The organism is Shewanella scandinavica, assembly GCF_031932065.1.
Taxonomy (GTDB): domain Bacteria; phylum Pseudomonadota; class Gammaproteobacteria; order Enterobacterales; family Shewanellaceae; genus Shewanella; species Shewanella baltica.
Genome location: NZ_JAUOES010000015.1, coordinates 33452 through 58992, shown reverse-complemented (window position 1 = coordinate 58992; position 25541 = coordinate 33452). Strand labels below are relative to the sequence as shown.

Below are 25541 nucleotides of genomic sequence, written 5' to 3'. Positions count from 1 at the left end.
CGAGTTAACATTTTGAATGGATTGGTTTTAACTTTGTAAAATAAAAAAGCATGAATTATGGTTTTGGTGGTATGATTTATCTATTTGTATTTTATAGAGATTATAATTTAATCTGTATATTGAGGAGATGGCTTATTTATTTTTATATATTCTATAAATAATGTTATTTCACAAGCCTTTATTGTATAAAATTATATTGTCATTTTAATTAAATGTTACGCAATTGATTCTTAAGGGGTTGTAATGCACAAACAAGGCATATCTGAAAAACGTTTTTGGTTTCAACGTTTGAGTAAAACCAGTTTAAGGGCATTGCATATTTTAGGGATCGTCGGTATTGGTGGTGGCATTTTATTAAGCGTAGATAAAACGCAATGGCTGAATTATTGGTATCTCGCTATGACGACGGGCTGCATATTAATGCTGTGGGAAATTGTGCGTGATTGGCGTTGGTTAATTCAGCTTAAGGGTGTGTTAACCTTAGTAAAAGTAGGCTTACTTGGTCTGTTTGTGCCGCTGGCTAATTTCAAGCCTGAGCTGTTAATCGCGATCCTCTTTTTGTCCGTGATTGTGTCCCATGGTCCTGCTGGGCTGAGGCATTATTCTATTGTGCATCGTCGGCAAATCGACTCGAAAAAAGAAATTAAGGGCTAATGCTAATGTCTGTAATCCATGCGCCAATCGTGACTCCCGCAGCCTTAATCACTGAGTTTACTTGGCCTGTTTCTCGCTTTGATGGACTTAAAGTACTCGATCTTGCCTGCGGCTCTGGGCGTAATGGTTTGTGGTTTCTAGCGCAAGGTGCAGAAGTGACGTTTATCGACAGGGATTTGTCTGCCATGTCGCACATTGAGCATGTGAACGCCCGCAAATATCAATGGGATTTAGAAGCCGAGGCTGCGCCATCGCTACCGATTGAAGAGTACGACATAGTGTTAGTATTCAATTATCTGCATCGGCCATTATTGCCGCAAATTGCCAATGCGGTTAAGGCTACAGGCCTCATCGTCTATGAAACTTTTACCACACAGCAGGCTGAGAGTGGGCGGCCGCGTAACCCCAATTTCTTGCTGACTGAAAATGAACTCAAATCAGCATTTGCTAACTGGCAACCTTTACATTACTTTGAAGGTCGATTAAGTGATCCGCAGTCCACTCATAGCAGTTATAAAGCACAGTTGATTGCACAAAAACCTAAAACGTAAGTTTATCGATTGAGACTCAAGAGGTTGTAGGATGTTTCCCTATCCAGAGCAATATCGCATTGCAACACCACCGCTTACGACCGCAGTCATGGTGGCTTGGGCTTTATTCAGTCATAGCCTGTTTTCCGATGCCAGCCCTGTCGCTCTGTATCCGCTATTAGCCCTGTTCCCTTTGGTGATTGGATTGCACTTGTATTTGATTTGGTTAGCAAAAGGAATGGGGCGACTCGATCAGTTTTTCTATGCCTTAGTGCATATCCCGCTAGCGTTCGTGGTGTGGACATTTACGATTATGCATGTGAATGGCAACGCTTTTTCTTAAATTCGCCTGACGTTTCCGTTACAGAAAATAAAAAGCGCCCTGATAATCAGAGGCGCTTTTTTAAATGCTGTATTGCTAACAATTAGGCCGTAGTGTTGATGTTGTGGCCTGCGTTACCTACAGGTTTTGGCGCCGCAGCTGCAATTAAATCTACCGCGATTTGACCTTCGGCTTTTTGCTGCTCTTTGGCTAACTGAGCAACCTTAACGCCAATTGCACCATTTTCTAGATTAGGTGCGATAGCTTGGGTATTCAGTGAAATTGACATAACTAACCTCGATTGTAAGCTGGATCCCTTTATCGGCAAACCCAAGGTTAACTTTAGCCGTTAGCCATGAATTTGCCAATCATCCATTATTTTGTTAATTATTTAGTCGATTGTTTCGTCAATTACTTGGCCTTAGCCGAAAACAGTTTGCGGCCGATAATAATAATGGCTGTAATCCCCAATGAGCCTAAGATCAACCCCAGTGCCAGCGCCACATTTTGCAGTGCGGTAGGGTCGATAACCAGCGCGATACCCATACCCAACATCATCACACCTGACATGAGTTTTAGGGCTTGGCCTTCTTTTTCAGTCAGTTTACGTTTACCTAAGGTCGCGCTGAAGACGATAACGATAATCGCCAGCGGAATCACGTAAACAATGTTATATAAAACCAGATACATATAGCGTTCAATGTCTGGCAGATTGTGCATAGAAAGCACGCTGGTGTAAATCATCGGGAAGCCCGCGGTGCAGAGCAGTTCATAGGCGTTGGCGAGAACGGCTAGTACGGTAGAGCCAATAAGTAAGGCGCCTAAGCTACTCGAATTTGACAGTTTACCCATGCGCTTTATCAAGCTCGTCCGGTTTTCTGCCGACATAGATAGCGTCACTTCCCCCTTAGTAAAGAAGTAATCTTTAATGTTGATGACCCCTGCGATTAAGGCCAAACAACCCGCCGCTAAGATGATCATGCCGCCATCACTGCCAGCGCCCAACAGCTGGAAGATGTTCAGCCATGCGGTCATAAACAAGAAATAGATAAAGCCAGAGAAGAACACGAAAATCCCGCCGACGAGCAACATTCGGCTGCGGCTCTTGGCATTAACCATGATTGACAATAAAAACAGTAAAACGAAGAAGGCGCAGGGGTTAAAGGCATCAACCCCTGCAAGCACTAAGGTGAGCAGCGGCAAAGACATAGTCTCAGGAGTCACTACGCCCACTAAAGGTAACTCAACGGGCTGGACTTCAGATTGCACTGACGACGGTTCTGTAGCGTCCCCCAAGCTGGTGGCATCGCAGGTGCCTTCGCCAGTATCTGTGCCACAAGTGCCAAAGAGCGGCGCATTAGTTTCTGTACTCGCGCTCGTACTGATAACGCCTTTGGTGGGCATGTCCGCTTCGCTGAGTTGACCGCCAAGGGATAAATAACAATTCTTCAGTCGATTAACGAGAAACTCGCCCGTGACCGCTTCGCTCGAATAGCCCACCACGGCCTTTTCACAACTGGCCATATAGGGTACAGAACGTGCTTCTGTATTAGTTTTTGCGGCGATATTTTGCCAAATATCCTGCACACCTGGTGCGGACACCATATGAGATTCAAGTTCTATCCAAGGGTATTTTTGCGGCAATGAATCGATGAAAGGATGGGCCTCTGCACAGTGTGGGCAAGTTTTAGACCAGAAGAAATACAGCTTAATTTTGAGCTCACCCTGACCATTTATATAATGCCACGTTCGATCCGCTGAGCTTGCTGGTGTTGTCTCGGCCCAGCTAGGGATTGAAAAGGCAAAGAGGAATAATAGCGAGCAAAACAGAGATAATTTCGATAGATATTTTGTCATAGCGCCTCCCACTGAGAGTGGGTTTAAGTATCGTCAAACGGTTCGATTAGCTCTTACTCTACTTAAATCAATCATTTTGATTAAATTAGATATTAAGAAGTGTTAGTTAACTCGCGAATAACCATTTTTTGGGAACTGAAACCAGTTTATCTCCCTGTTAAATGGTGTGATGCACATTCACTCTCAGCTTGAGTCGTTAATGGCTAATAAGAATAGAGCACCCGAGGGTGCTCTATTTCTGACGTTATCAACAAGTGTCTATGATGGATTATGGTTAGCCTAACGCAACACCATTTACGCTGAGTTTCACGTCGATATTATTGCGAGTGGCGTTAGAGTAAGGACAAACTTGATGCGCATGACGCACTAGGGCTTCTGCGGCTTCTTGCGGTAAATCTAAGCTGACTTCTAAAGCAACCGCTAATGCAAAACCGCCAGCATCATTGGCACCTATGCCGACAATCGCACTGACTGGCGCTTGTGTAATATCCACTTTGCCGATTTTAGCGACATGCAGAATGGCGTTTGAGAAACAGGCGGCATAACCTGCGGCAAACAGTTGTTCAGGATTCGTGGCGAGACCGCTACCGCCCATGGCTTTTGGATAGGCTAAAGCGACATCCAGTAAACCATCATCAGTGCTGACTTGACCTTGACGACCCGCTTTTGCTGTGGCACGTGTTTCATAAAGTGTTTTCATAGTATTAGACCTTCTGAGGTTAAGGATTAAGTAAATCGATTTAAATTGTGCGCAATTCAATTGTGATAAACTATAATTCGATCTTTGGTGTGAATGCAAGTATATTGTGCGCAATATATTTAATTTGTCGGATCTTCCTATGGCAACAACTCAACCCAACACCCGTGTTAATACTGTCGATATGGCCGAAAATACCAGCACAGAGAATGCCTTATGTCTTGAGAATCAAGTGTGCTTCTCTCTTTATAGTGCTGCAAATGCTATGGTGCGTGCCTATCGCCCTTTGTTGGACAAATTAGATCTAACCTATCCGCAGTACTTGGTCATGCTAGTGCTATGGGAAGAGCAGGGCATTAGTGTCAAAACCTTAGGCGATAAACTTTTCCTCGATTCAGGCACGTTAACGCCATTGCTGAAGCGGCTAGAATCTAAAGGATTAGTGACTCGTGGTCGTAGCGAACAGGATGAGCGTGTGAGAGTGCTCGCCTTAACGCCAGCAGGGCTTGCCCTTAAAGCGCAGGCCAGTGAAATTCCCCATTTAATGCGTTGCAAAGTCGGCGGTGAGGCGAGCGAGTTACAAGCCTTAAAGGCCATGTGTGATCAAGCACTTAAACAATTACATGCCAGTATTGATTAAACTCTTATCGTCGAGATTTGATCTAAGACTAACTTATTGACATATTAACGCTTATTAGCTGTTCGACTGAGCTTGATTGAATGTTTGAGGCTCAGTAGGTCGGTCGTCTATGGAAGGTTAGCGAGAGTGAGTTATGGCCAGTTTCGATATAGCCATTATTGGCGGTGGGATCAGCGGTGTCGGCATTGCCCAATATGCGGCAGCGGCGGGCTATTCCACCTTGCTGATTGAAAAGGGGGAAATTGGCGGCCAAACCTCGGCTAATTCCAGCAAACTTATCCACGGCGGCTTGCGTTATTTAGAAACCGGGCAAATCAATTTAGTCCGCAAGTCCTTGCTTGAACGGCGCCATTTACTCAATCTTGCGCCCACTCTGGTTAAAGCTGTGCCTTTTTATATTCCCGTGTACGACAACAGTCAGCGCAGTCCTTGGACCATTCGCGCAGGCTTAAGCATGTATGCACTGCTGAGTGAATTTGATCCTTTAGGCCAATTTGTGTCAGTGCCTGCCGTGCATTGGCATCGTTTCAAGGGATTAAAACTCTCTGGATTAAAAGCCGTATTTCAGTACTGGGATGCGCAGACCGACGATAAATTGCTCACTCAAGCGGTGGCGCGCAGCGCGCAGGCTCTGGGCGCCGAAGTCTATGCCGAGGCTGAATTTCTTGAGCTGGAACATAGGCGCGAAACTTGTGAGCTGAGTTTTAGCCACAGGGGCGAAATCCATAAAGCCGAAGCGAGTCTAGTGATCAATGCTGCCGGCCCTTGGGTGAATGCGGTTTTAAGCAAAGTCTTGCCTCCACTTGCGGGTGTTGAACTCGATTGGGTGCAAGGCGCCCATGTGCTACTGGATATTCCTGCGCCCGATGGCATCTTGTATTTAGAGTCTTGCTTCGATAAGCGGGTCATATTTGTGATGCCTTGGTATGGGCAAACTTTGGTTGGCACCACAGAAACGGAACTGGCGTCTTTAGATAAACCACCCCAAGCGACCGAATCTGAAATTAATTATCTGCTTGGAATTTATAAGCATTACTTCCCGTTAACGCCGGAGATTGATGAGCTTAAGACAAAGATAACTCAGACCTTCTGCGGCATTCGGGTTTTACCTAAGCAAAATAGCCAAGCCTTTGAGCGGCCGCGGGATACCTTGATGAAAACATCGATTTCCCATCCGCGCATCCTCAGTTTATACGGCGGTAAGTTAACGACGTTTCGCAGCACCTCGGCAGAAGTACTTGAATGGATTGAAAAGGCCCTTGGTAAGCGCGAGGCGATTGCCGATGTTGATAAACTCAGCTTGTCTTGAATAAACCTAAAATTGCGCCCTTGGTACTGGTTGAGTGTGTTTCGAGATGATTTTTACCCGTAAAACCGCTACAGTGTGGCGCTTTTTTACTGAATCTAGGATCTGTCGTGAGTGCTGCTATTGTGAATGCCGTTAAGCAATGTGGTTATTTTAATCAAGGTCAGTGCCTTTCTTGCCGGCATATTCAGCAGCCTCTAGCGCAGCAAGTAGCGGTTAAAACCCAAACGTTACTGCAATTACTCGCGCCTTTTATTCCCGCAAATTCGGCAGAACTTTTTCTGCCTCCCATTACTGGCGATGACAGCGGCTTTCGTAATAAAGCCAAAATGGTGGTGCTCGGTGCCGCCCATGAACCCGTGTTGGGGATTGTAAGCCCAAGTGGTGAGGCGGTAGATCTTTGCGACTGCCTGTTATATCCCGCTGATATGCAAGCCTTGTTGCACCGTTTAACCCGCTTTGTGCAGCAGGCGGGGCTTCCTCCCTATCGGGTTGATAAAGCCAAGGGCGAGCTTAAGTTTATTCTGCTGACCCGTAGCCAAGTACGCGGCGAGTATCTACTGCGTTTTGTGCTGCGATCACGCAATGGCATTGAACGTATCGAACGCGAATTACCTGCATTATTGGCGGAATATCCGCAGATAAAAGTAGTGTCAGTCAATATTCAACCGATTCATATGGCAATCCTTGAGGGCGATGAGGAGATTTTTTTAACTGAGAATACCCGTCTCGAAGAACGTTTTAATCATGTGCCTTTGTTCATTCGGCCCAAGAGCTTTTTCCAGACCAATCCGCAGGTTGCGGCTCAGTTATATCAAACCGCCCGTGAGTGGGTCGCCGAGTTTTCTCCTCGCTCGTTATGGGATCTGTTTTGTGGTGTCGGCGGTTTCGGACTGCACTGCGCATCCAAAGACATAACACTCACAGGGATTGAAATTGAAGCCGAGGCGATTGCCTGCGCGCAAATGTCAGCGCAAATGATGGGGCTCGAAAACGTGCAATTTATGGCGCTCGATTCCACCGACTTTGCCAAGGGTAAAAGCGCAGCCGATAAGCCGGATTTGATCATTGTTAATCCACCAAGGCGTGGTATTGGCGAGGCTTTATGCCAGTCATTAAGCGAGTTTGCACCTAAGGCGATTCTTTATTCCAGCTGTAATCCCAAAACCTTAGCGAAAGATCTCGAGCATATTCAAGGTTATCACTTAACCAAGGTGCAGCTATTTGATTTATTTCCCCACACGGATCATTTTGAAGTTTTGGCTATGTTGGTGAAAGATTAGTTTTTTAGCTCATCAATTTATCACTAAGCATTTGTACTCACTCGTTTTACGACTCTTGAAATCCGCTCAAACTATCTTAAGGGCTCTGCTGTGTGGAGCCCTTGTTATCTTTTATCTGCGTTGCTCGCGTGAAACTTCATCATAATGTCTTTTTAGTGGCATAATCTTCAGCACTTTATGCATTGATGGGCGGCGATTTATGCTACAGATTTTCCTACGCTTTTTTACCTTAGGCTTGCTGAGTTTTGGCGGTCCTGCGGCGCACATTGGTTATTTTCGCCAGACCTTTGTTAATGAACTCGGTTGGCTCGATGATAAGCGTTACGCCAGTCTCGTCGCCTTAAGCCAATTTATGCCGGGGCCAGGGTCGAGCCAAGTGGGCTTTGCCATTGGTTATCAAAGAGGTGGACTGGTGGGGGCGCTTGCTGCCTTTGCTGGTTTTACGCTACCTTCCTTTATTTTGATGTACTTACTGGCGGTAACAACGTCGGCGTGGCTCGCTAATCATTATGTTCAAGGGATGATTGATGGGCTTAAGTTAATGGCCGTCGTTGTGGTTGCCGATGCCGTTCTTGCCATGTTTAAGCAGTTCTGCCAACGCAAATCCGCCCGTTTGTTAATGCTTGCCAGTGCTGCGGCGATTTTGATTGCGCCATTTATGTGGACGCAAATCATCCTGTTACTCGGCGCTGCGACTATCGGTATTTATAAATTGAGTGCGACGCAAGATGACACTGCGCCGCTTGCACCGATTCGCTTGAATTATCTCTATTTACTGCTCTTTTTCGTGCTGCTCATCGGCAGTTTTTTTATGGTGGATTTCGGACCTGAGGCTTGGATCTTCAGTGAGTTTTACCGCGTAGGGAGTTTAGTGTTCGGTGGCGGTCATGTTGTGCTACCTCTGCTAGAAACAGCAGTGGGCGATACCATAGGCGGCGATCGTTTTCTGACGGGTTATGCCTTTGCCCAAGCTGTGCCTGGGCCTATGTTCACATTCGCGACCTTTTTAGGCGCCGAAGTTATGCTAGATAAACCTTTCATGGGGGCTTGCATCGCGACTGCGGCCATTTTTTTGCCCGGATTTCTCCTTATGCTGGTGGGCCTGAAGAGTTGGCATGCGATTGCGGCAAGACCGAAAATTGCTGGTGCGATTGCTGGCGTCAATGCCTGCGTTGTTGGCTTACTCGCGGCCGCGCTTTATCAACCTGTTTTTTCTCAGGCGGTATTCTCGGGCAAAGATATGGCCTTGGTATTGCTCGGTTTTGGTGCATTAAAGTTATTTAAACCACCCATGCTGGTGCTGGTTTTAGGCTTTAGCTTGTGTGGGATCTTGCTAAATCGGCTGTGAACTGAGGGGCGATTAATTGAAGTTTTATTGAGCAAGATTAAGATTTTGTTACTTTAAGCGCATAGAAAAATAACAATGTTAGCTATACTCCAAAGATACAAGTTGTATTCCTTTGGAGCATTCAAGCATGTCTAAGTTGAGTTTACGCAATAAATTACTATTGCTATCGCTATTCCCTTTGATCCTCGCATTGCTCATATTGATGTCGGTTTCCTATTATGTCGAACAAGATGCACTTGCCGCTGAAGTGGTCACTTTTAAAACTAAGCTCGTCGGTGAGCGTAAACAACAAATTAAAGAAGCCACCGAAATTGCCGCAGGCATAGTGAATTATCAATTATCACTAAAAGAGCAAGGCAATGTGAATCAAGCACTCAGAGACATACGTTTTGGTAGCGCAGGTTACTTTTTCATGTATGACTCTCAAGGTAAAAATATCTTTCATGCCCTAATCCCAAGTTTAGAAGGGCAAAATAAGATTGATATGACAGATCCCCGCGGCACTAAAATTATCGTCGGCCTGCTCGACGCCGCTAAACGTGGCGATGGTAGTTTCTCCTACTACTATCAAAAACCTAATACCAATGAGCAGATTGAGAAGATCAGCTACGCCATGATGATCCCTGGCACTGACTGGATGTTAGGTACGGGCGCCTATATTGATGATATCGATGCCGTTGTTGAGGAATACCGCGCCACAGTGACAGAACAAATGGCAGATAAATCCTTCGCTATTTTACTGATAGCACTGTTCCTTACGGGTATTACTGGCTTTATCATCATGATCGCTGCCCACCGTATGGTCGTGCCAATCAAGAATATGGCCGATAACTTGAATGATATCGCTAAGGGTGAAGGGGATTTAACCAAACGACTCGCCGTAAAAGGGGAGGACGAAATCGCTCAACTTGGACGTTCCTTTAACCTCTTTGTCGATAAGCTGCAAAATATTATCGGCGATGTGGCGACCGCGACCGCTAAAGTGAAAACCGCGGCCAATGCGATTCATGCGCAAACTAAAGTTATGTCGAGTCAGTTAGTCAGTCATAACAATGAAACCGATCAGGTGGTGACGGCGATTACTGAGATGTCATCCACCGCTAGCGAAGTGGCTAAAAATACCACTCAAGTGGCAGAGGCCACCCACGCAGCAACGGGCGATGTGGCTAATGCCCAGCGCTGTGTTGATGCTTCGCTTGAAGAAATTGCCTCTTTAATGTCGCAAATCAACAATGCGGCTGGCAGTATCAAATCACTCAGCGAGCAATCCCAGAAAATCAACAGCGTACTGTCAGTGATTGGTGGTATTGCCGAGCAGACCAACCTATTGGCATTAAACGCTGCCATCGAAGCGGCCCGTGCCGGTGAACAGGGCCGAGGTTTTGCAGTGGTCGCCGATGAGGTACGTAACTTAGCCAGCCGCACTCAAGCGAGTACTTTAGAAATCAATGAGATGTTATCGGCATTACATAAGCTAGTGACCCAAGCCGTGAAAGCAATGGAAGAGAGTCAACAAAGCTGCGTGCGTTCGGTGGATTCTTCTCGCACGATTTCCGACAGTCTGGGTTCAGTGACTTCGGCTGTGACTGCGATTAACGACATGAGTACCCAAATCGCGGCCGCGGCGACAGAGCAAAGCTCAGTGACCGAAGAAATTAACCGTAACGTGTATGCCATCCAAGAAATTGTGAATGAGCTACTGCACTCCAGTGAAGATGCGGCCAGAGTGAGTCTGACTGTATCAGAGGAAGGTATTAACTTAGGTAAATTAGTGGGACAGTTTAGGATTTAATTACATCAATCTAAATAAAAAACGGGAGACTTAAGGTCTCCCGTTTTTTATTTGGCTCGTTTATTTTTTAAAGCGTTAACCGTTAATTCAGTTTAGTTAATTCATCCAAGCTAACTCGTGTTAGCCAATCCACTTTAGCCAATGCACGTTAACCCATTCACCTTAGCTCACTTCCTTTAATCAATCTTCTCGGCAACCCGTTCTACCCTCACCGAGCAGACCTTATATTCTGGGATAAAGGCCACAGGATCGAGCGCATTGATGGTGAGTTTATTCGCAGCAGCCTCAACAAAATGGAAGGGCAGGAATAGCACGCCAGCTTGGGCTCTTTTCGTCACAAAGGCGTCGATTTCAATTTCGCCGCGACGGGTCGTGAGTTTGATTTTATCGCCATTGCCTATCCCAAGTTGCTCAGCGTCATAGACTGAAATCATTACTTTAGGCGAGCCGAGTAAGTCGAGCCCCGCTGTTTTACGGGTTAAGGTGCCTGTGTGGAACTGTTCCAGTAAACGTCCGGTTGAGAGGGTGAGCGGGTACTCACTGCAGGGCATTTCCGCAGGTAAGCGATAACTCACTGGCGTAAACTTGCCTAAGCCGCGGGTGAATTGATTTTGGTGCATGATGGGCGTTCCCGGATGGGTTGCATCTGGACAAGGCCATTGAATGCCTTGGGGAATTTTACCGTCAGCGGCTGCACTTAATCGCTGCCAAGTAATGCCACGATATTGTGGTGTTAGCTCATTGATTTCCTGCCAAATCGCTTCTTCATTGGGGTAATCCCAAGCGGCGCCCATCGCATTGGCAATGGCTTGTACAATTTGCCAATCAGGCAGGGCTTCGCCTGGCGGTAACAGGGCCTGTTCGAGTCGCTGCACTCGCCGTTCTGTATTGGTGAAATGACCGCGTTTTTCGACAAACGCGGCGGCGGGCAGAACCACATCGGCAAGCTCGGCGGTTTCAGTGAGGAAGATATCCTGCACCACTAAAAAGTCGATAGCGTTAAGGGCCCTAAGCACATGGGCTTGGTCAGGATCGCTCAATACAGGGTTTTCGCCCATGACATACAAAGCCTTGATTTTCCCTTTGGAAATATCATGCATCATGTGGGTTGCAGTTACGCCAATTTCTCCCGATAACGGCGTTTGCCAATGTGCCTCGAAACGCATTCTGGCATGAATGTCAGTGACTTTTTGGTAACCACTAAAGAAGTTGGGCAGAGCGCCCATGTCGCAGGCACCTTGCACATTACTCTGTCCACGAAGCGGGTTAATTCCCGCACCCTCAACCCCAATATTGCCGCATAGAAGTTGTAGATTGGATATGGCGGTGACATTGTCGTGTCCCGTCGTGTGCTGAGTGATCCCCATGGCATAGTAGATTGCGGTTTTGTCTGCCGTGCCTATGGTGCGGGCGATACAGGCGATATCTTCGGCTTTAACGCCGGTTATCAAGGCCGCGTTTTCTAGGCTGTAATCTGCTTTTGCGAGTTCAGCGTAGAGGGCATCCACGCCTTCGGTGCGTGCGGCAATGTAGCTTTTATCCTGCCAGTTGTTGCGGATGATTTCCGCCATAATCGCATTGAGTAGCATGACGTCAGTGCCGGGTCTGTGGGCGACATAGAGCTGTGCACTGTCGGCAATGGCGACACGTTTAGGATCGGCCACCATTAGTCTCGCGCCATCCAAAGTCACGGCTTGTTTGATTTTCGAGGCAATGATCGGGTGGGCGCTGCTGGTGTCTGAGCCTATGATAAAAATCACATCCGATGCTTGAATGCTCGGAATGTCATTGGTCATAGCGCCACTACCAATACTCTGCTGCAGGCCTGTTACCGTAGATGAATGACACAGACGGGCGCAGTGGTCGATGTTATTGGTGCCGAGTATGCTTCTGACAAATTTTTGCAGCAGGAAGTTTTCTTCATTGGTGGCTTTTGCCGAGGCCAAGCTTGCCAGTGCATTACTGCCATGTTGCTGTTTTATTTGCTGTAAATGTTCGGTCACATAGGCGATGGCTTCAGGCCAACTACTTGGCGTGAGCTGACCATCTTTACGAATGAGTGGCGTGGTGAGGCGTTTTTCACTTTGAAGAAAATCGAAGCCAAATCGCCCTTTGACACAGAGCATGCCTTGGTTAACCACAGACTCTTTGTTGCCCTCGATATGACGGATCTGATTAGTGCTGGCATCAATTTTAAGGTCAAGCCGACAGCCTACGCCGCAATAGGTACAAATCGTTGAGGCGGTTTTGAGTGGCGTTTCATCGCCTTGGCGTTTATCCCGCGCATCGACGAGCGCGCCCGTTGGGCAAACCTGCACACAGTTACCGCATTGCACACATTTGCTGTCGGCCATGCTGGCGCTAAAGCCGACTCTCGGTGCGCGGCGCGTGGCGGTTTCACTTAGGTCTTGCGGCAGCGCTTGATAGGAATCATGGGCAAATTGAATCGCACAATGGCCACTCTGCAACTGGCACACATCAACGCACTTACCGCAGCTAATGCAGCGATTCGCATCAAATTGAATGAACGGACTCGATTTATCGACCGAAAACTTACGCGCGCTTTGGGTGCTGAGTGACTTAGGTTCGACATGGTAGTCGGTCGCATAGTCCCTTAATTTACAATCAGTATTGGCTTGGCAGGCGCATTCAAGGCAGCGCGCGGCTTCTTGCATCGCGGCATCGGGAGCAAAGCCTAGCTCGACTTCGCCGTAATTGAGTAAACGCTGCACCGCACTGAGTTCGGGCATGCTTAAACGGGCTTTACGCGGTACGGCGGGATAAAGATCGGTTGCGGGCAAGTCTTGTGTTACCGCTTTGCTGATGGCTTTAGCGGAATTAAATGCATTGGCATGCAGATCGCAACTTAGGCCTTGTTTGAGTAATTTATCTATGGCGATGGCGGCTTTATGGCCATCGCCTATCGCGGCGACTGCGGTAGCTGGACCGCGGCGCGCATCACCCATCACAAAGAGTTTTTCAACCCCAGATGACATAGTGTGCTCGCAGCCAATAAAGGTATTCCAGCGGCTGAGAGCTAGTGTACCTTGGCTTAAAGGACTCGCGGGATCTTGCAGAAAACTCATGTCGGGAGTTTGCGATACTGCGGCTATTACAGTATTAAAATCTTGGGTAAAGGTTTCACCGGTATCAACGGGAGCGCGTCTGCCCGAGGTATCGGCTTCGCCGAGCGCCATTTTGGCAAAGGTGACGGCGTGGACTCTGCCTTGCGCATCGCTATGGTTTTCAAGCGGATTGGTTAAGAAATGAAATTTCACCCCTTCGACTTCGGCCTCGTGTACTTCGTAAGCTTCGGCGGGCATTTCTGCGCGGGTGCGGCGGTAAATTAAGGTGACATCGCAGCCTTCACGCACCGCAGTGCGGGCGCAATCGATAGCTGTATTGCCGCCACCAATGACGGCGACTTTTTTGCCCAGTACAAGTGTCTGGTCGAGGCAATGATCTTTTAAGTAATCGACACCTAAGTAGCAACCTTTGAGCGTGCTGCCTGGGTAATCCATAGGCACGGCTTTTTGGGCGCCAATGGCGAGACAAACTGCATCGAAATCTTCAACTAATTGATTTAAATGCACCTCATGGCCGAGGCGCATTTCTGTGTGTATGGTTAAGCCGTTATGGCACAAGAGTTCGATTTCTTTATCGAGTATCGCCTTAGGTAAACGATATTCAGGAATGCCATAGCGCAGCCAGCCACCCGCCTGTGGCATGGCCTCGAATATCTCAACGCTATGCCCTTGGTTTGATAAGTAATATCCGGCACTTAACCCCGCAGGACCCGCCCCGATAATGGCGACTTTTTTGCCTGTGTCGGCTTGGCGTGGCGGCACATAACTCGTGCCGCCCTTTTCGCCATCGGCTAAATCGAGATCGGCGGCGTGGCGTTTTAATTGACGAATAGCGATGGGCTCATCGACCAGTCCGCGGCGACATTGTGCCTCACAAAAAGCGGGGCAAACTCGGCCAATAGATAGCGGCAGTGGCAAGGTTTGTTTAATGACTTTAACGGCTTCGGTATAGTTGCCTTGGGCGATGTGATAAAGGTAACTCTGCACATCGACGCCCGCAGGGCATGCTTGTTGGCAGGGGGCTTCGCAATCGGCAAAATGATCGCTCAAGATCGCTGTCAGTGCTTGTTTGCGCTGTTGACTTAACCATTCGGACTGAGTTATCACCCGCATGCCCGCTGCGATAGGCGTTTCGCAGGCGCGTACGCAGCGCAAACTGGCATCGGCATTTTCAATTTGGACGACACACAAATTGCAGGCTTGCTTGTCTGCTTGTGCGTGAGTGTGTGCATGAGTGCCTAATTGCTGCGAGGCCGCGCTGGGATCACATAAGCTGGGTATGGCAATGCCCGCGGCATGTGCCACTTGCAGTAGGTTATCGGTCGGGTTAACCGACAACACTTGGTCATCAATTCGAAGTTCTATCATCCCATGGCCTTTTTTATATGTAGGGTGCTTAGCTGCTATAGCGCGGGGCTGCAGGCTTAGGTTGTCTCGAGTATACCTAGACAGCTTTAGAAGACGCTTATGAGCGAGGGAAGTTTGCAGCAGAATTGCAGCTTGAATCACAAACCTAGTGCAGACTGTGCGCTGATGAATGTTTGTTCGAATTGAGCCGTGATTAGGTTGGTGGTATTTGGGCTTTTTAGTGGTAATTCCATTGATATTACGAATGTTTTCTTGGCAGGTAAGTGGTACTTTGGGTCGCGTTTGGCCTACTGAATCACTTAGCTTGGCTAAATTTAAGTAAGATCACAGTCTTAACTCTGCGCTTTTTGTTAGTCTCGGCTGTGGCAATCTGGTCTTTTAGGCCGGAAATTAATCCTTGTTATCCCATTTAATGAACAGTGCCCCCCTAGGTTTACCAGCCTGGTTAGGTTAAAATGCGCGGTTGCAAATACTGTTAATCATCGCCTCTTTTAGTGGAAGATCAATTAAAGCGGCCAAATAAAGAAAGTTGAAAATTCATGTTTGAAGTTAATCCAGTAAAATTCAAAATTAAGGAGCTTGCCGAGCGCACGCAGCTTCTTAGGGGGTATCTTTGACTACGATGCCAAAAATGAGCGTCTAGAAGAAGTTACCCGTGAGCTTGAAAGTTCAGAAGTGTGGAATGACCCAGAGCGCGCCCAAGCCTTAGGCAAAGAGCGCGCCAGCCTAGAAGCTGTGGTCAAAACCATAGACGATATGGACTCAGGTCTTGAAGATGTTGAAGGCTTACTCGAGCTGGCTATTGAAGAGGAAGACGAAGACACGTTCAACGAAACCAGTAAAGAGCTGGATTATCTCGAAAGCCGCCTTGCCGATCTCGAATTCCGCCGTATGTTCTCCGGCCCGCAAGATGCGTCAAACTGTTATTTAGACATTCAGTCTGGCAGTGGTGGTACCGAAGCCCAAGATTGGGCCAACATGGTGCTGCGTATGTACCTGCGTTGGGGCGAAGCCCATGGTTTTAGCCCAGAGTTGATGGAAGTGACCGATGGTGACGTGGCCGGTATTAAAGGCGCGACCATTAAGTTCACTGGCGAATATGCGTTCGGTTGGTTACGTACCGAAACGGGCGTGCATCGCTTAGTGCGTAAGTCGCCATTCGACTCATCGGGTCGTCGTCATACGTCATTCTGCTCAGTGTTCGTTTATCCAGAAATCGACGACGATATCACTATCGATATCAACCCATCGGATCTGCGTATCGATACTTACCGCGCTTCGGGCGCGGGTGGTCAGCACGTTAACAAAACAGAATCGGCGATTCGTATTACCCACTTACCGACTAACACAGTCGTGCAGTGTCAGAACGACCGTTCACAGCACAAGAACAAAGACGCTGCGATGAAGCAGCTGAAAGCAAAACTGTTTGAGTTAGAAATGCTCAAGCAAAATGCCGACAAACAGGCCGCAGAAGACGCTAAGTCTGATATCGGCTGGGGCAGTCAAATTCGCTCTTATGTATTAGACGATGCCCGCATTAAAGACTTACGCACAGGCGTTGAAAACCGTAGCACTCAAGCGGTACTCGATGGCGATCTGGATAAGTTTATCGAAGCCAGTTTGAAATCTGGGCTGTAATTAATTCAAGGTATAGACGAGAAATAAGATGACTGAACAAGTAATTGATGAGAACAAACTGATCGCCGAGCGCCGTGCCAAGCTAGAAAGCATCCGCCCAAACTGTAGTGCTAATGCGCATCCAAATACCTTCCGTCGCACCCATAAAGCGGCTGAACTGCAAGCACAGTATGGTCAAAACACTAAAGAAGAACTCGAAGCCTTAGGTTTTAAGACCAGCATTGCTGGCCGCATCATGGCAAAACGTGGTCCTTTCTTAGTGATCCAAGACGTGTCTGGCCGTATTCAAGCCTATGCTGAAAAAAGCGTACAAGCTGACTTGAAAGAGCGTTTTCAAGGTCTGGATATCGGTGACATTATCGGTGTAACCGGTCAGCTGCATTTGTCTGGCAAAGGCGACTTATACGTCAACATGGAACAGTACGAGCTACTGACCAAGGCGCTGCGTCCATTGCCTGCGGACTATTATGGTCTAGCCGATCAAGAAATGCGCTACCGTCAACGTTACGTGGATCTGATCGTTAACGAAGATTCGCGCAATGCCTTTATCATGCGTTCTAAAGTGGTTTCTGCAATCCGTAACTTCATGATCAAAAAAGAGTTCATGGAAGTTGAAACCCCTATGATGCATGTGATCCCTGGTGGTGCTTCGGCCCGTCCTTTCATCACTCATCACAACGCCTTAGACATGCCAATGTACCTGCGTATCGCGCCAGAATTATATCTGAAGCGTTTAGTGGTTGGTGGTTTTGAGCGTGTGTTCGAAATCAATCGTAACTTCCGTAACGAAGGTCTGTCGCCACGTCATAACCCAGAATTCACTATGATGGAATTCTATATGGCTTATGCAGACTACAAAGATCTGATGGACTTAACCGAAGAAATGCTCAGCTCGATTGCTATCGAACTGCTTGGCAGTGCGCAAATGCCCTACGGCGAGCACACAGTCGATTTCGGCGGCCCATACGCACGTTTAAGCATGTTAGAAGCGATTCAGAAGTACAATCCTGATAACGCGACTATCCAAGCTATGACCTATGAGCAAGTGAAAGATGTTGAATTCATGCGTGATTTAGCGAAAAGCTTAGGCATGAAGATTGAAAAGTTCTGGACTTGTGGTCAGCTACTTGAAGAAATCTTCGGTGAAACTGCTGAATGGCAATTGATGCAACCGACGTTCATCACTGGTTATCCAGCAGACATTTCACCACTGGCACGTCGTAACGATGACAACCATTTCATCACTGACCGTTTCGAATTCTTCATCGGTGGCCGCGAAGTGGCTAACGGCTTTAGCGAGCTGAACGATGCAGAAGATCAAGACAACCGCTTTAAAGCGCAGGTTGACGCGAAAGATGCCGGCGACGATGAAGCTATGTTCTACGATGCAGACTATATCACTGCACTAGAGCACGGTTTGCCACCAACGGCAGGTCAAGGTATTGGTATCGACCGATTAGTGATGTTGTTCACTAACACTCATACTATCCGTGACGTGATCCTGTTCCCAGCGATGCGCCCACAGGCGTAATGCAGTCGAACAAGGCATTTCGTCGTTGTACATTTTGTTGCATTAGCTCTTAGCCACGCGACTTTTAGTAAGTCGTAACAGGTTAAGTTTGCAGTGATTGATTTAGGTATAACTAAACCATCACAGTGATGAATGCCCCCTAAAAGAACCAGCCATTTGGCTGGTTTTTTGTTTTCTAAAATAGCTAAAAATGATGCGTGCTAGAGTCGAGCTATTAGTGACCTAAAAATAGGTTAGATGAACATCATCAAGTGGCATGTGAGTTTCAGGTTGTGGCTATCGATTGTAGTGTAGATTGCGGGTTTAGTTTGTGAGTGTCGATTGTGGCTTTAACTTGGGGTTTCATATTGGATGTCAGGAAATACTCAGCCAAGGTGAGGGCATCCCGTCGCCAGTTACACACGATATTGGCTGTGTTCATTTCATTATTGGTAGAGAAGATTTACGGGAAGACCTAGGGTGAAGGGGTTAAGAGGCGGCAATCAGTGAATGCCAAAATAGCAGGCTACATTACTGACGTTATAAACAGTACGATGAACTATTTTTAAACGCATTTATTCACCTATACCCACTCCTGTGGCTGTTTCAGATAATCAACCCGACATTAGTCTAATAGGGTGTTGCTTGACCTCAGTAGCTAACTCAATGAAACTCTCCATTAAATCACCTCCTACTAAAGTATGGATAATTAAATAATGTTAATTTTCTTTATTTGTATCGCACTCTTAGTGCTTGCGTACAAGTTCTATAGCCCCTTTGTGGAACGTCAAGCGGGTATAGATCCTAAAGCCAAGACGCCGCAGGCGAGATTCGAAGATGGCGTCGATTATGTTCCGGTTCATCCGGCTAAAGCGTTTCTGATCCAATTCCTCAATGTCGCAGGTGTGGGACCGATATTTGGTCCGATCCTCGGTGCCTTGTACGGTCCCATTGCCTTAGTGTGGATTGTGTTGGGGAACATTATTGGCGGTGCGGTGCACGATTATTTTTCTGGCGTGCTCAGCATTAAAGAAGACGGTAAGAGTTTGCCTGAGATCGCTGGCCACTACTTTAATATCTACTTTAAAGGCGTGATGTTGCTGTTTACCGCCATGCTACTGTTTTTTGTGGGCGTGGTCTTTATCATGAGCCCAGCAGGTTTGCTGAGTAATCTCGATTATTTCAAAGACACCATCTTTGGCAATAACACCTTCTGGGTGTTAGTGATTTTAGCCTATTACTTTTTGGCGACTATGCTGCCGATCGATAAAATCATCACTAAACTGTATCCCGCATTTGGTTTGTTGATGATAGTGATGACGGTTTCTATCGCAGTTGCCCTGATGCTCAATGCGCCGCAGTTACCTGAAATGGGTGATGTGTTTGCTTATTTTGATCACAGCCATTACAACAACGAGTTACTTGAGCCAAATCCAGACGGCTTACCTGTATGGCCACTGTTGTTTGTGACTATTACCTGTGGTGCTATTAGCGGTTTTCACTCGACCCAAGCGCCTATCATGGCCCGTTGTTTGACCAACGAGAAGTATGTGCGTCCCGTGTACTATGGCGCTATGGTTGCTGAAGGTATTGTTGCTTGTGTATGGGCAACGGCCGGTATTGCGGCTTTCCCTGGTGGTTATGTTGAGCTTAAGAGTCTGCTCGACCAAGGTGGCCCAGGTTTAGTGGTTAACCAAGTGGCGACGACTTATCTCGGTGTGGTGGGCGGCATTATGGCGATTGTGGCCGTGGCTATCTTCCCGATCACCTCTGGTGATACCGCGTTCCGTTCGTTGCGACTGACGATTATCGACGCATTCCATATTCCGCAAAGCATGCGTAATCGTTTACTTGTCGCGGTACCTATTCTCACGATTGCGTACTTTATGACGAAGATCGATTTCTCCTTGATTTGGCGCTACTTTGCCTTCTCAAATATGCTGCTATCAACCAGTGTATTGTGGTTAGCGACTAAGTATTTGTTCGATCGCGGGACCTTCCATTGGATTGTCAGCCTGCCAGCCATTGGTGGCACCAGCGTCACGGTTTCTTACATTATGACTGCGGGTATTGGTCTGGGTTTACCACAACCTTTGAGCCAGCCTGTGGGTATCGCAGTCGGGGTTATCTGTTTAATTGCGCTGATCATTGCGCACAATCGTCGCAAACCTGTGGCAGACGTGAAATAGTCCGTTATGCCAAGTTTGACCGTATAGACACAAGGGCTGCATTTTGCAGCCCTTGTTTTTTTATGATCTGCAGTAACTTGACTATCCTTTAATATCTTAATTTATAAAGGGGAATGTTTGCTGAACATTATTTAATGGGATGATTCATCGCGTTTCATCTAGAGGTAAGGTAAGGTCGTTAGACTGGTTTTTGTTTCTCTATTGAAACGATTAGTCGGTGATAGAGAACGTTATGCAGTACAAACATGCAGCAAAAGTCATTTAGTTTTTATTTACTTGAATATTTTTTGCGAACAGAAGGAGAGCACGTTATGTCTGAGAACAAATGTCCTATGCATCATTCTGCTGGTGGCACCACGAATCGAGATTGGTGGCCTAAACAGCTGCGGCTCGATATTCTGCACCAGCACTCTTCCTTGTCGAATCCTATGGGTGATGACTTCAATTATGCTGAAGCCTTTAAATCCCTCGATTTGGCCGCGGTAAAGCAAGACCTCCTCGCATTAATGACTGATTCACAGGACTGGTGGCCAGCGGACTTTGGCCACTATGGGCCACTATTTATTCGTATGGCTTGGCACAGCGCTGGCACCTATCGCACTGGTGATGGACGCGGCGGAGCGGGCAGCGGTAATCAACGTTTCGCGCCGTTAAATAGCTGGCCTGACAACGTCAGCCTCGATAAAGCCCGCAGGCTTATCTGGCCGATAAAGCAAAAATATGGCAATAAAATCTCTTGGGCCGATTTGATAGTCCTTACGGGCAATGTCGCGCTGGAATCTATGGGATTCAAAACCTTAGGTTTTGCCGGTGGGCGGGTGGATATTTGGGAACCCGAAGCCGATATCTACTGGGGAGCCGAAGATAAGTGGTTAGACGATAAACGTTATTCTGGCGAACGGGATCTTGAAGACCCCCTCGCCGCAGTCCAAATGGGGCTGATTTACGTCAACCCAGAAGGACCCAATGGCGATCCCGATCCCTTCGCTGCCGCCGTTGATATCCGCGAAACCTTTGCCCGTATGGCTATGAATGATGAAGAAACCGTGGCGCTGATTGCCGGTGGCCATACTTTCGGTAAAACCCATGGGGCTGGTGACGCGGCATTAGTCGGGCCTGAGCCTGAAGCCGCCAGTATTGAGCAGCAAGGACTAGGCTGGAAGAGTAGCTACAAAAGCGGTAAAGGTGGCGATGCTATTTCCAGTGGTCTTGAAGTGACTTGGACCTCAACGCCAACCCAATGGAGTAATAATTTCTTTGAAAATCTATTCGGTTATGAATGGGAACTGACTAAGAGCCCAGCGGGCGCGCATCAGTGGATACCTAAAAATGGCGCGGGTAAAGGGGTAATTCCCGATGCGCACGACGCCTCAAAACGGCATGTACCGGCCATGTTAACCACTGACCTTGCACTGATCTTCGACCCTGATTACGAGAAAATATCGCGTCGACTCTTTGAAAATCCCGATGAGTTTGCCGAGATTTTTGCAAAGGCTTGGTACAAGCTAACGCACAGGGATATGGGGCCATGCACACGCTATTTGGGTCCTGAAGTGCCAGCAGAAGCGTTTCTTTGGCAAGATCCCATCCCAGCGGTTGATCATCCCTTGGTTGATGAGCAGGATGTCACGGATCTTAAACTTAAGATTATTGGCTCTGGATTAACGATTTCAGAAGTCGTAGCAACCGCTTGGGCCTCTGCTTCGACCTATCGCGGTTCTGATATGCGCGGTGGTGCGAACGGTGCCCGAATTCGCCTCGCGCCGCAAAAAGATTGGCCAGTGAACCAACCTGAGCAACTCGCTAAGGTGCTGAAAGTACTTGAGAGTATTCAGTCTGAGTTCAACAAAAGCGGTAAAAAAATCTCCCTTGCTGATTTGATTGTGCTGGCAGGTTGTGTCGGTATTGACCAAGCGGCCAGAAATGCGGGGGTTGAAGTGACGATTCCATTTACGCCGGGTCGTATGGATGCCACACAAGCGCAAACGGATGTGGAATCTTTTGCGGTGCTAGAACCAGTCGCCGATGGCTTTAGAAATTATCATCCCACTCAATTTTCGGTATCTGCGGAGGAGTTATTGGTCGATAGGGCACAATTACTGACCTTAACTGCACCGGAAATGACGGTACTCATCGGTGGGTTGCGGGTGTTAGATACTAACGCTGATCAATCTAAAACGGGTGTATTGACCGCGCGTCCTGAGTTTTTGACCAACGACTTTTTCGTTAACTTGCTGGATATGGGCACGACGTGGAAACCCACCTCAAAAGCGGAAGATAGGTTTGAGGGCGTGGATCGCGTTAGCGGCCAGCCCAAATGGACGGCGTCGCGGGTTGATTTGATTTTTGGTTCTAATTCGCAGCTGCGTGCGCTTGCTGAAGTGTACGCGAGCAGCGATGCGCAGCTGCGATTTATCGATGACTTTATCGCGGCTTGGACTAAGGTGATGAACTTAGATAGGTTTGATCTCCGCTGAGCCTGGCTTTAACTGATATTGTTAGTCTTATTTTAGTGGTTAATGGATCCAATTTAAGCCTTGTCGTGTTGAAGGTTGGCTTAGCGCTTAAGTGGATTTTCAGTCAAATGATCGCCTAATCCTCAGTGGTTACGCGGTCATTTTTATTAATCTGTAATGGTGTTTATCAATTTTGGGTAGGAATATGAACATTCAGCAAATGTCGGGTTTAGCTATTTTACAGGCAATGGCAAAAGGCGAACTGCCCGCACCTTCGATCACCCAGACTATGCCTATGTCCTTGGTTCAAGCCGAAGAAGGTTCAGTGCTGTTTCATGCGACAGCCGATGATAAGCATCTGAATCCGCTGGGCGGCGTTCATGGTGGTTTCGCTGCCACTGTACTGGATTCGGTTACAGGTTGCGCCGTGCATACATTGCTTGAAGCGGGTGTGGGTTACGGTACTATCGATTTGAATATTAAAATGATTCGACCTGTGCCTAAGCATCAAGTGTTAGTGGCCGAGGGCAGAGTGATTAATCTGTCTAAGTCCTTAGGGATTTCGGAAGGCACGCTAAAAACGCAGGATGGAAAATTACTGGCTACCGCCACGGCGACTTGCATGATTTTAAGGCCGTAAACCAATTCAATGCGCTCATGCAATGGTATCTGTGCTGCACTTTGCCTTGGCTTTTCCATCGCGTGCTGCGGCGATACGGCCTCTTCGATTTTAAGCCATGGATTGATGAGTTAACTCATGCCGAATCTGAGCGCTAGCATCGCACTCGCATCAGCAATCAAACATCGCGCTAGCACCAGCAATCAAATCGACAATTGCCCTGTTAGCTGTAAGGATTTATATAGATGTTAACTCAGTAAATAACGGATTTTTTTCATCATATTTTCATAAATAGGCTTCAAGATTGAAAATAGCTAGCATGCGATATTCCATTCGACAGAAAGTATGCTAGATTCTGGCGAATTGTTGCTGATCGCTGTATTGTTACCTCTGTCATCAACAGTTCTCCACAGGGCCATCGCTGCAAATTTAGTTAGATTTGCAGGGAAGTGTCAGGAAGTTACACCAATTCAGAGTCTGCTTATGCAACCCAATTTATTTCCCGAACAAAGAAACGTTTACCAACAATCGATGGTGACAGTACCTTCGATTGAAGCCCAATCCTCCTCTCGTCGCGGCCGTTTGCAGCGCATGGTTGGCAGCGTATTGTTAACCTGTAGCGTATTGCTGAGTCTTTCGGCGTGTGCAGCGGGTAAGCAGGCGTCACCACAAGAAGGTGAAGAGTTCAGTTACGCTTGGCTTAAGGGCTATGCCCGTACTATGGCTGCACAACCTTATGAAAGCCATAAAGGCGAATTGCCTAAAAGCCTTCAGGGCATGAGCTGGGATGATTACCAACAATTCCACTTTAAGAAAAAAGCCGCACTGTGGCGCGATCAGGACTCGGAGTTTCGTGCCGAGTTGTTCCACCTAGGGCTGTATTTCGACACGCCAATTCACATCTATGAGTTGAATGAAGGCAAGGCTAAGTTAATCGACTATTCGCCTTCTATGTTCGATTACGGCAAGTCAAAGGTGAAAGGCAGTCAGTTGCCTAAGGATCTTGGCTTTGCGGGTTTCCGTATGCAGTTCAATACCGATTGGGAACGTGACGTTGTCGCCTTCCTTGGCGCCAGTTATTTCCGCGCAGTGGGTCATGAGATGCAATACGGCCTGTCGGCTCGTGGTTTAGCGGTGGATACTGCGCTGCCAAAACCTGAAGAGTTTCCAATGTTCACCGACTTCTGGTTAGAAAAACCTAAGCCAGGATCGAATATCACGACTGTGTATGCCTTGTTAGACTCACCGAGTGTGACAGGTGCTTACCGTTTTGATATCGAGCCGGGTGAGCGTTTAAAAATGAAAGTGGATGTGGCTGTTTATCCACGTAAAGCGATTGAACGTTTAGGCGTAGCGCCACTGACCAGTATGTTTATGGTGGGTGAGAACGATCGCCGCACCGGTTACGACTGGCGTCCAGAAATCCATGATACCGATGGCTTAGCCATGCACACGGGAAATGGTGAATGGATTTGGCGTCCGCTAGGTAACCCAGAAAACCTGCGATTCAACGCCTATAGCGATGAAAATCCAAAAGGTTTTGGTTTACTGCAACGTGACCGTAACTTCGATCACTATCAGGATGACGGCGTGTTTTACGATAAACGCCCAAGTCTGTGGATTGAACCAACCAGCAGTTGGGGCAAAGGTTCGGTGCAGTTAGTTGAAATCCCAACACTGGATGAAACCTTCGATAACATAGTGGCTTTCTGGAATCCTGCTGAGCCGATTGTGCCGGGTCAAGAGCTGCTGTATAGCTACAACATGTATTGGGGCGGCATTCCACCAGTTCAATCACCCCGTGCTCGTGTTGTCGATACTTTCACTGGGATTGGTGGCGTAGTTGGCCAGAAACGCAAATACTACAGTAAGCGTTTTGTGGTGGATTTCGCCGGCGGCACTTTGCCTATGATAGGCAAAGATACCCAAGTTAAAGCTGTGATCACTGCATCTGAAGGTAAAGTCGAAATTGAATCTGCCCGTCCGTTAGCTTCGATTAATGGTTACCGCGCTATGTTTGACGTAGTGCCACCCGGAGACGGCACTGAGCCGATTAACCTGAGAGTCTATTTAGAAGTCGATGGCCAGCCATTGTCTGAAACTTGGATGTATCAGTGGAATCCGCCTGCAAAGGATGATCGTGAATTGCACAATGCGGGTCATCTGCAATAAGCGATTAGTGAGTCATTAATCTAAAACGCCAGCTAACTTAGCTGGCGTTTTTGTTTTAACTGAGCCGCTGAATC

18 protein-coding genes are annotated in these 25541 nt (G+C 47.5%); 14 read left to right on the top strand and 4 right to left on the bottom strand.

Features of this window, described 5'->3' with window-relative positions:
• Window positions 1-243: 243 nt before the first annotated feature.
• From Q4Q50_RS13925 to Q4Q50_RS13915, 3 genes are read left to right on the top strand one after another with little or no spacing between them, the layout of a single operon-like run.
• The gene (locus Q4Q50_RS13925) at window positions 244-654 is read left to right on the top strand and encodes a hypothetical protein (protein WP_311899795.1); all 411 of its coding nucleotides are present in this window, start codon (window positions 244-246) and stop codon (window positions 652-654) included.
• Window positions 655-659: 5 nt separating this feature from the next.
• A complete protein-coding gene (locus tag Q4Q50_RS13920) occupies window positions 660-1205 on the top strand; it encodes a class I SAM-dependent methyltransferase (RefSeq protein ID WP_311899794.1) in 546 nt (181 codons plus the stop codon).
• Between the two features lie 31 nt (window positions 1206-1236).
• Window positions 1237-1527 (top strand): hypothetical protein, encoded by a 291-nt coding sequence (locus Q4Q50_RS13915; protein WP_006083993.1) that lies wholly within the window; start codon window positions 1237-1239, stop codon window positions 1525-1527.
• Window positions 1528-1609: 82 nt separating this feature from the next.
• On the opposite strand, the gene Q4Q50_RS13910 is transcribed toward Q4Q50_RS13915, so the two are convergent.
• The 3 genes from Q4Q50_RS13910 to ohr form a co-directional block, all read right to left on the bottom strand.
• Complete coding sequence (locus Q4Q50_RS13910) at window positions 1610-1795, bottom strand: cytoplasmic protein (protein WP_106651481.1); 186 nt, start codon at window positions 1793-1795, stop codon at window positions 1610-1612.
• A 122-nt stretch (window positions 1796-1917) separates the two neighbouring features.
• The gene (locus tag Q4Q50_RS13905) at window positions 1918-3363 is read right to left on the bottom strand and encodes a cytochrome C biosynthesis protein (RefSeq protein ID WP_311899792.1); all 1446 of its coding nucleotides are present in this window, start codon (window positions 3361-3363) and stop codon (window positions 1918-1920) included.
• A gap of 274 nt (window positions 3364-3637) precedes the next feature.
• Window positions 3638-4063, bottom strand: a complete 426-nt coding sequence (gene ohr, locus Q4Q50_RS13900; RefSeq protein WP_311899791.1) for an organic hydroperoxide reductase Ohr — start codon at window positions 4061-4063, stop codon at window positions 3638-3640.
• Between the two features lie 139 nt (window positions 4064-4202).
• Here ohr and ohrR point away from each other — a divergent pair, with 139 nt between their 5' ends.
• The 5 genes from ohrR to Q4Q50_RS13875 all read left to right on the top strand — a co-directional run bounded on the left by ohrR (window position 4203) and on the right by Q4Q50_RS13875 (window position 10429).
• Window positions 4203-4700: a transcriptional regulator OhrR gene (gene ohrR / locus Q4Q50_RS13895; RefSeq protein WP_311899790.1), complete on the top strand. Its 498-nt coding sequence runs from the start codon at window positions 4203-4205 to the stop codon at window positions 4698-4700.
• Between the two features lie 133 nt (window positions 4701-4833).
• Window positions 4834-6009: a glycerol-3-phosphate dehydrogenase/oxidase gene (locus tag Q4Q50_RS13890; RefSeq protein ID WP_311899789.1), complete on the top strand. Its 1176-nt coding sequence runs from the start codon at window positions 4834-4836 to the stop codon at window positions 6007-6009.
• 107 nt (window positions 6010-6116) lie between these two features.
• The gene (gene rlmC, locus Q4Q50_RS13885) at window positions 6117-7289 is read left to right on the top strand and encodes a 23S rRNA (uracil(747)-C(5))-methyltransferase RlmC (protein ID WP_311899788.1); all 1173 of its coding nucleotides are present in this window, start codon (window positions 6117-6119) and stop codon (window positions 7287-7289) included.
• 199 nt (window positions 7290-7488) lie between these two features.
• A complete protein-coding gene (gene chrA, locus Q4Q50_RS13880; RefSeq protein WP_311899787.1) occupies window positions 7489-8637 on the top strand; it encodes a chromate efflux transporter in 1149 nt (382 codons plus the stop codon).
• Between the two features lie 127 nt (window positions 8638-8764).
• A complete protein-coding gene (locus Q4Q50_RS13875; protein WP_006083987.1) occupies window positions 8765-10429 on the top strand; it encodes a methyl-accepting chemotaxis protein in 1665 nt (554 codons plus the stop codon).
• A gap of 176 nt (window positions 10430-10605) precedes the next feature.
• Here the strand turns inward: Q4Q50_RS13875 and fdhF are convergent, their stop codons facing one another.
• Window positions 10606-14883 carry a formate dehydrogenase subunit alpha gene (fdhF, locus tag Q4Q50_RS13870; protein ID WP_311899785.1) on the bottom strand — a complete coding sequence of 1426 codons (4278 nt, stop codon included), beginning with the start codon at window positions 14881-14883 and terminating at the stop codon, window positions 10606-10608.
• Between the two features lie 539 nt (window positions 14884-15422).
• Between fdhF and prfB the strand changes: the two genes are divergently transcribed.
• The 6 genes from prfB to Q4Q50_RS13840 all read left to right on the top strand — a co-directional run bounded on the left by prfB (window position 15423) and on the right by Q4Q50_RS13840 (window position 25467).
• Window positions 15423-16521 (top strand): peptide chain release factor 2 gene (gene prfB / locus Q4Q50_RS13865; RefSeq protein WP_006080387.1). Its coding sequence is split into 2 segments (ribosomal slippage): window positions 15423-15497 and window positions 15499-16521, totalling 1098 coding nucleotides; the frame shifts between segments, so codons are not numbered across the junction.
• Between the two features lie 28 nt (window positions 16522-16549).
• A complete protein-coding gene (lysS, locus tag Q4Q50_RS13860; RefSeq protein ID WP_006080389.1) occupies window positions 16550-18052 on the top strand; it encodes a lysine--tRNA ligase in 1503 nt (500 codons plus the stop codon).
• A 695-nt stretch (window positions 18053-18747) separates the two neighbouring features.
• Complete coding sequence (locus Q4Q50_RS13855) at window positions 18748-20220, top strand: carbon starvation CstA family protein (RefSeq protein ID WP_012588443.1); 1473 nt, start codon at window positions 18748-18750, stop codon at window positions 20218-20220.
• 311 nt (window positions 20221-20531) lie between these two features.
• The gene (gene katG, locus Q4Q50_RS13850) at window positions 20532-22697 is read left to right on the top strand and encodes a catalase/peroxidase HPI (protein ID WP_311899782.1); all 2166 of its coding nucleotides are present in this window, start codon (window positions 20532-20534) and stop codon (window positions 22695-22697) included.
• Between the two features lie 184 nt (window positions 22698-22881).
• Window positions 22882-23316 (top strand): PaaI family thioesterase, encoded by a 435-nt coding sequence (locus Q4Q50_RS13845; RefSeq protein ID WP_012090074.1) that lies wholly within the window; start codon window positions 22882-22884, stop codon window positions 23314-23316.
• A 462-nt stretch (window positions 23317-23778) separates the two neighbouring features.
• Window positions 23779-25467: an OpgD/OpgG family glucan biosynthesis protein gene (locus Q4Q50_RS13840; protein WP_006083981.1), complete on the top strand. Its 1689-nt coding sequence runs from the start codon at window positions 23779-23781 to the stop codon at window positions 25465-25467.
• Window positions 25468-25541 lie beyond the last annotated feature (74 nt).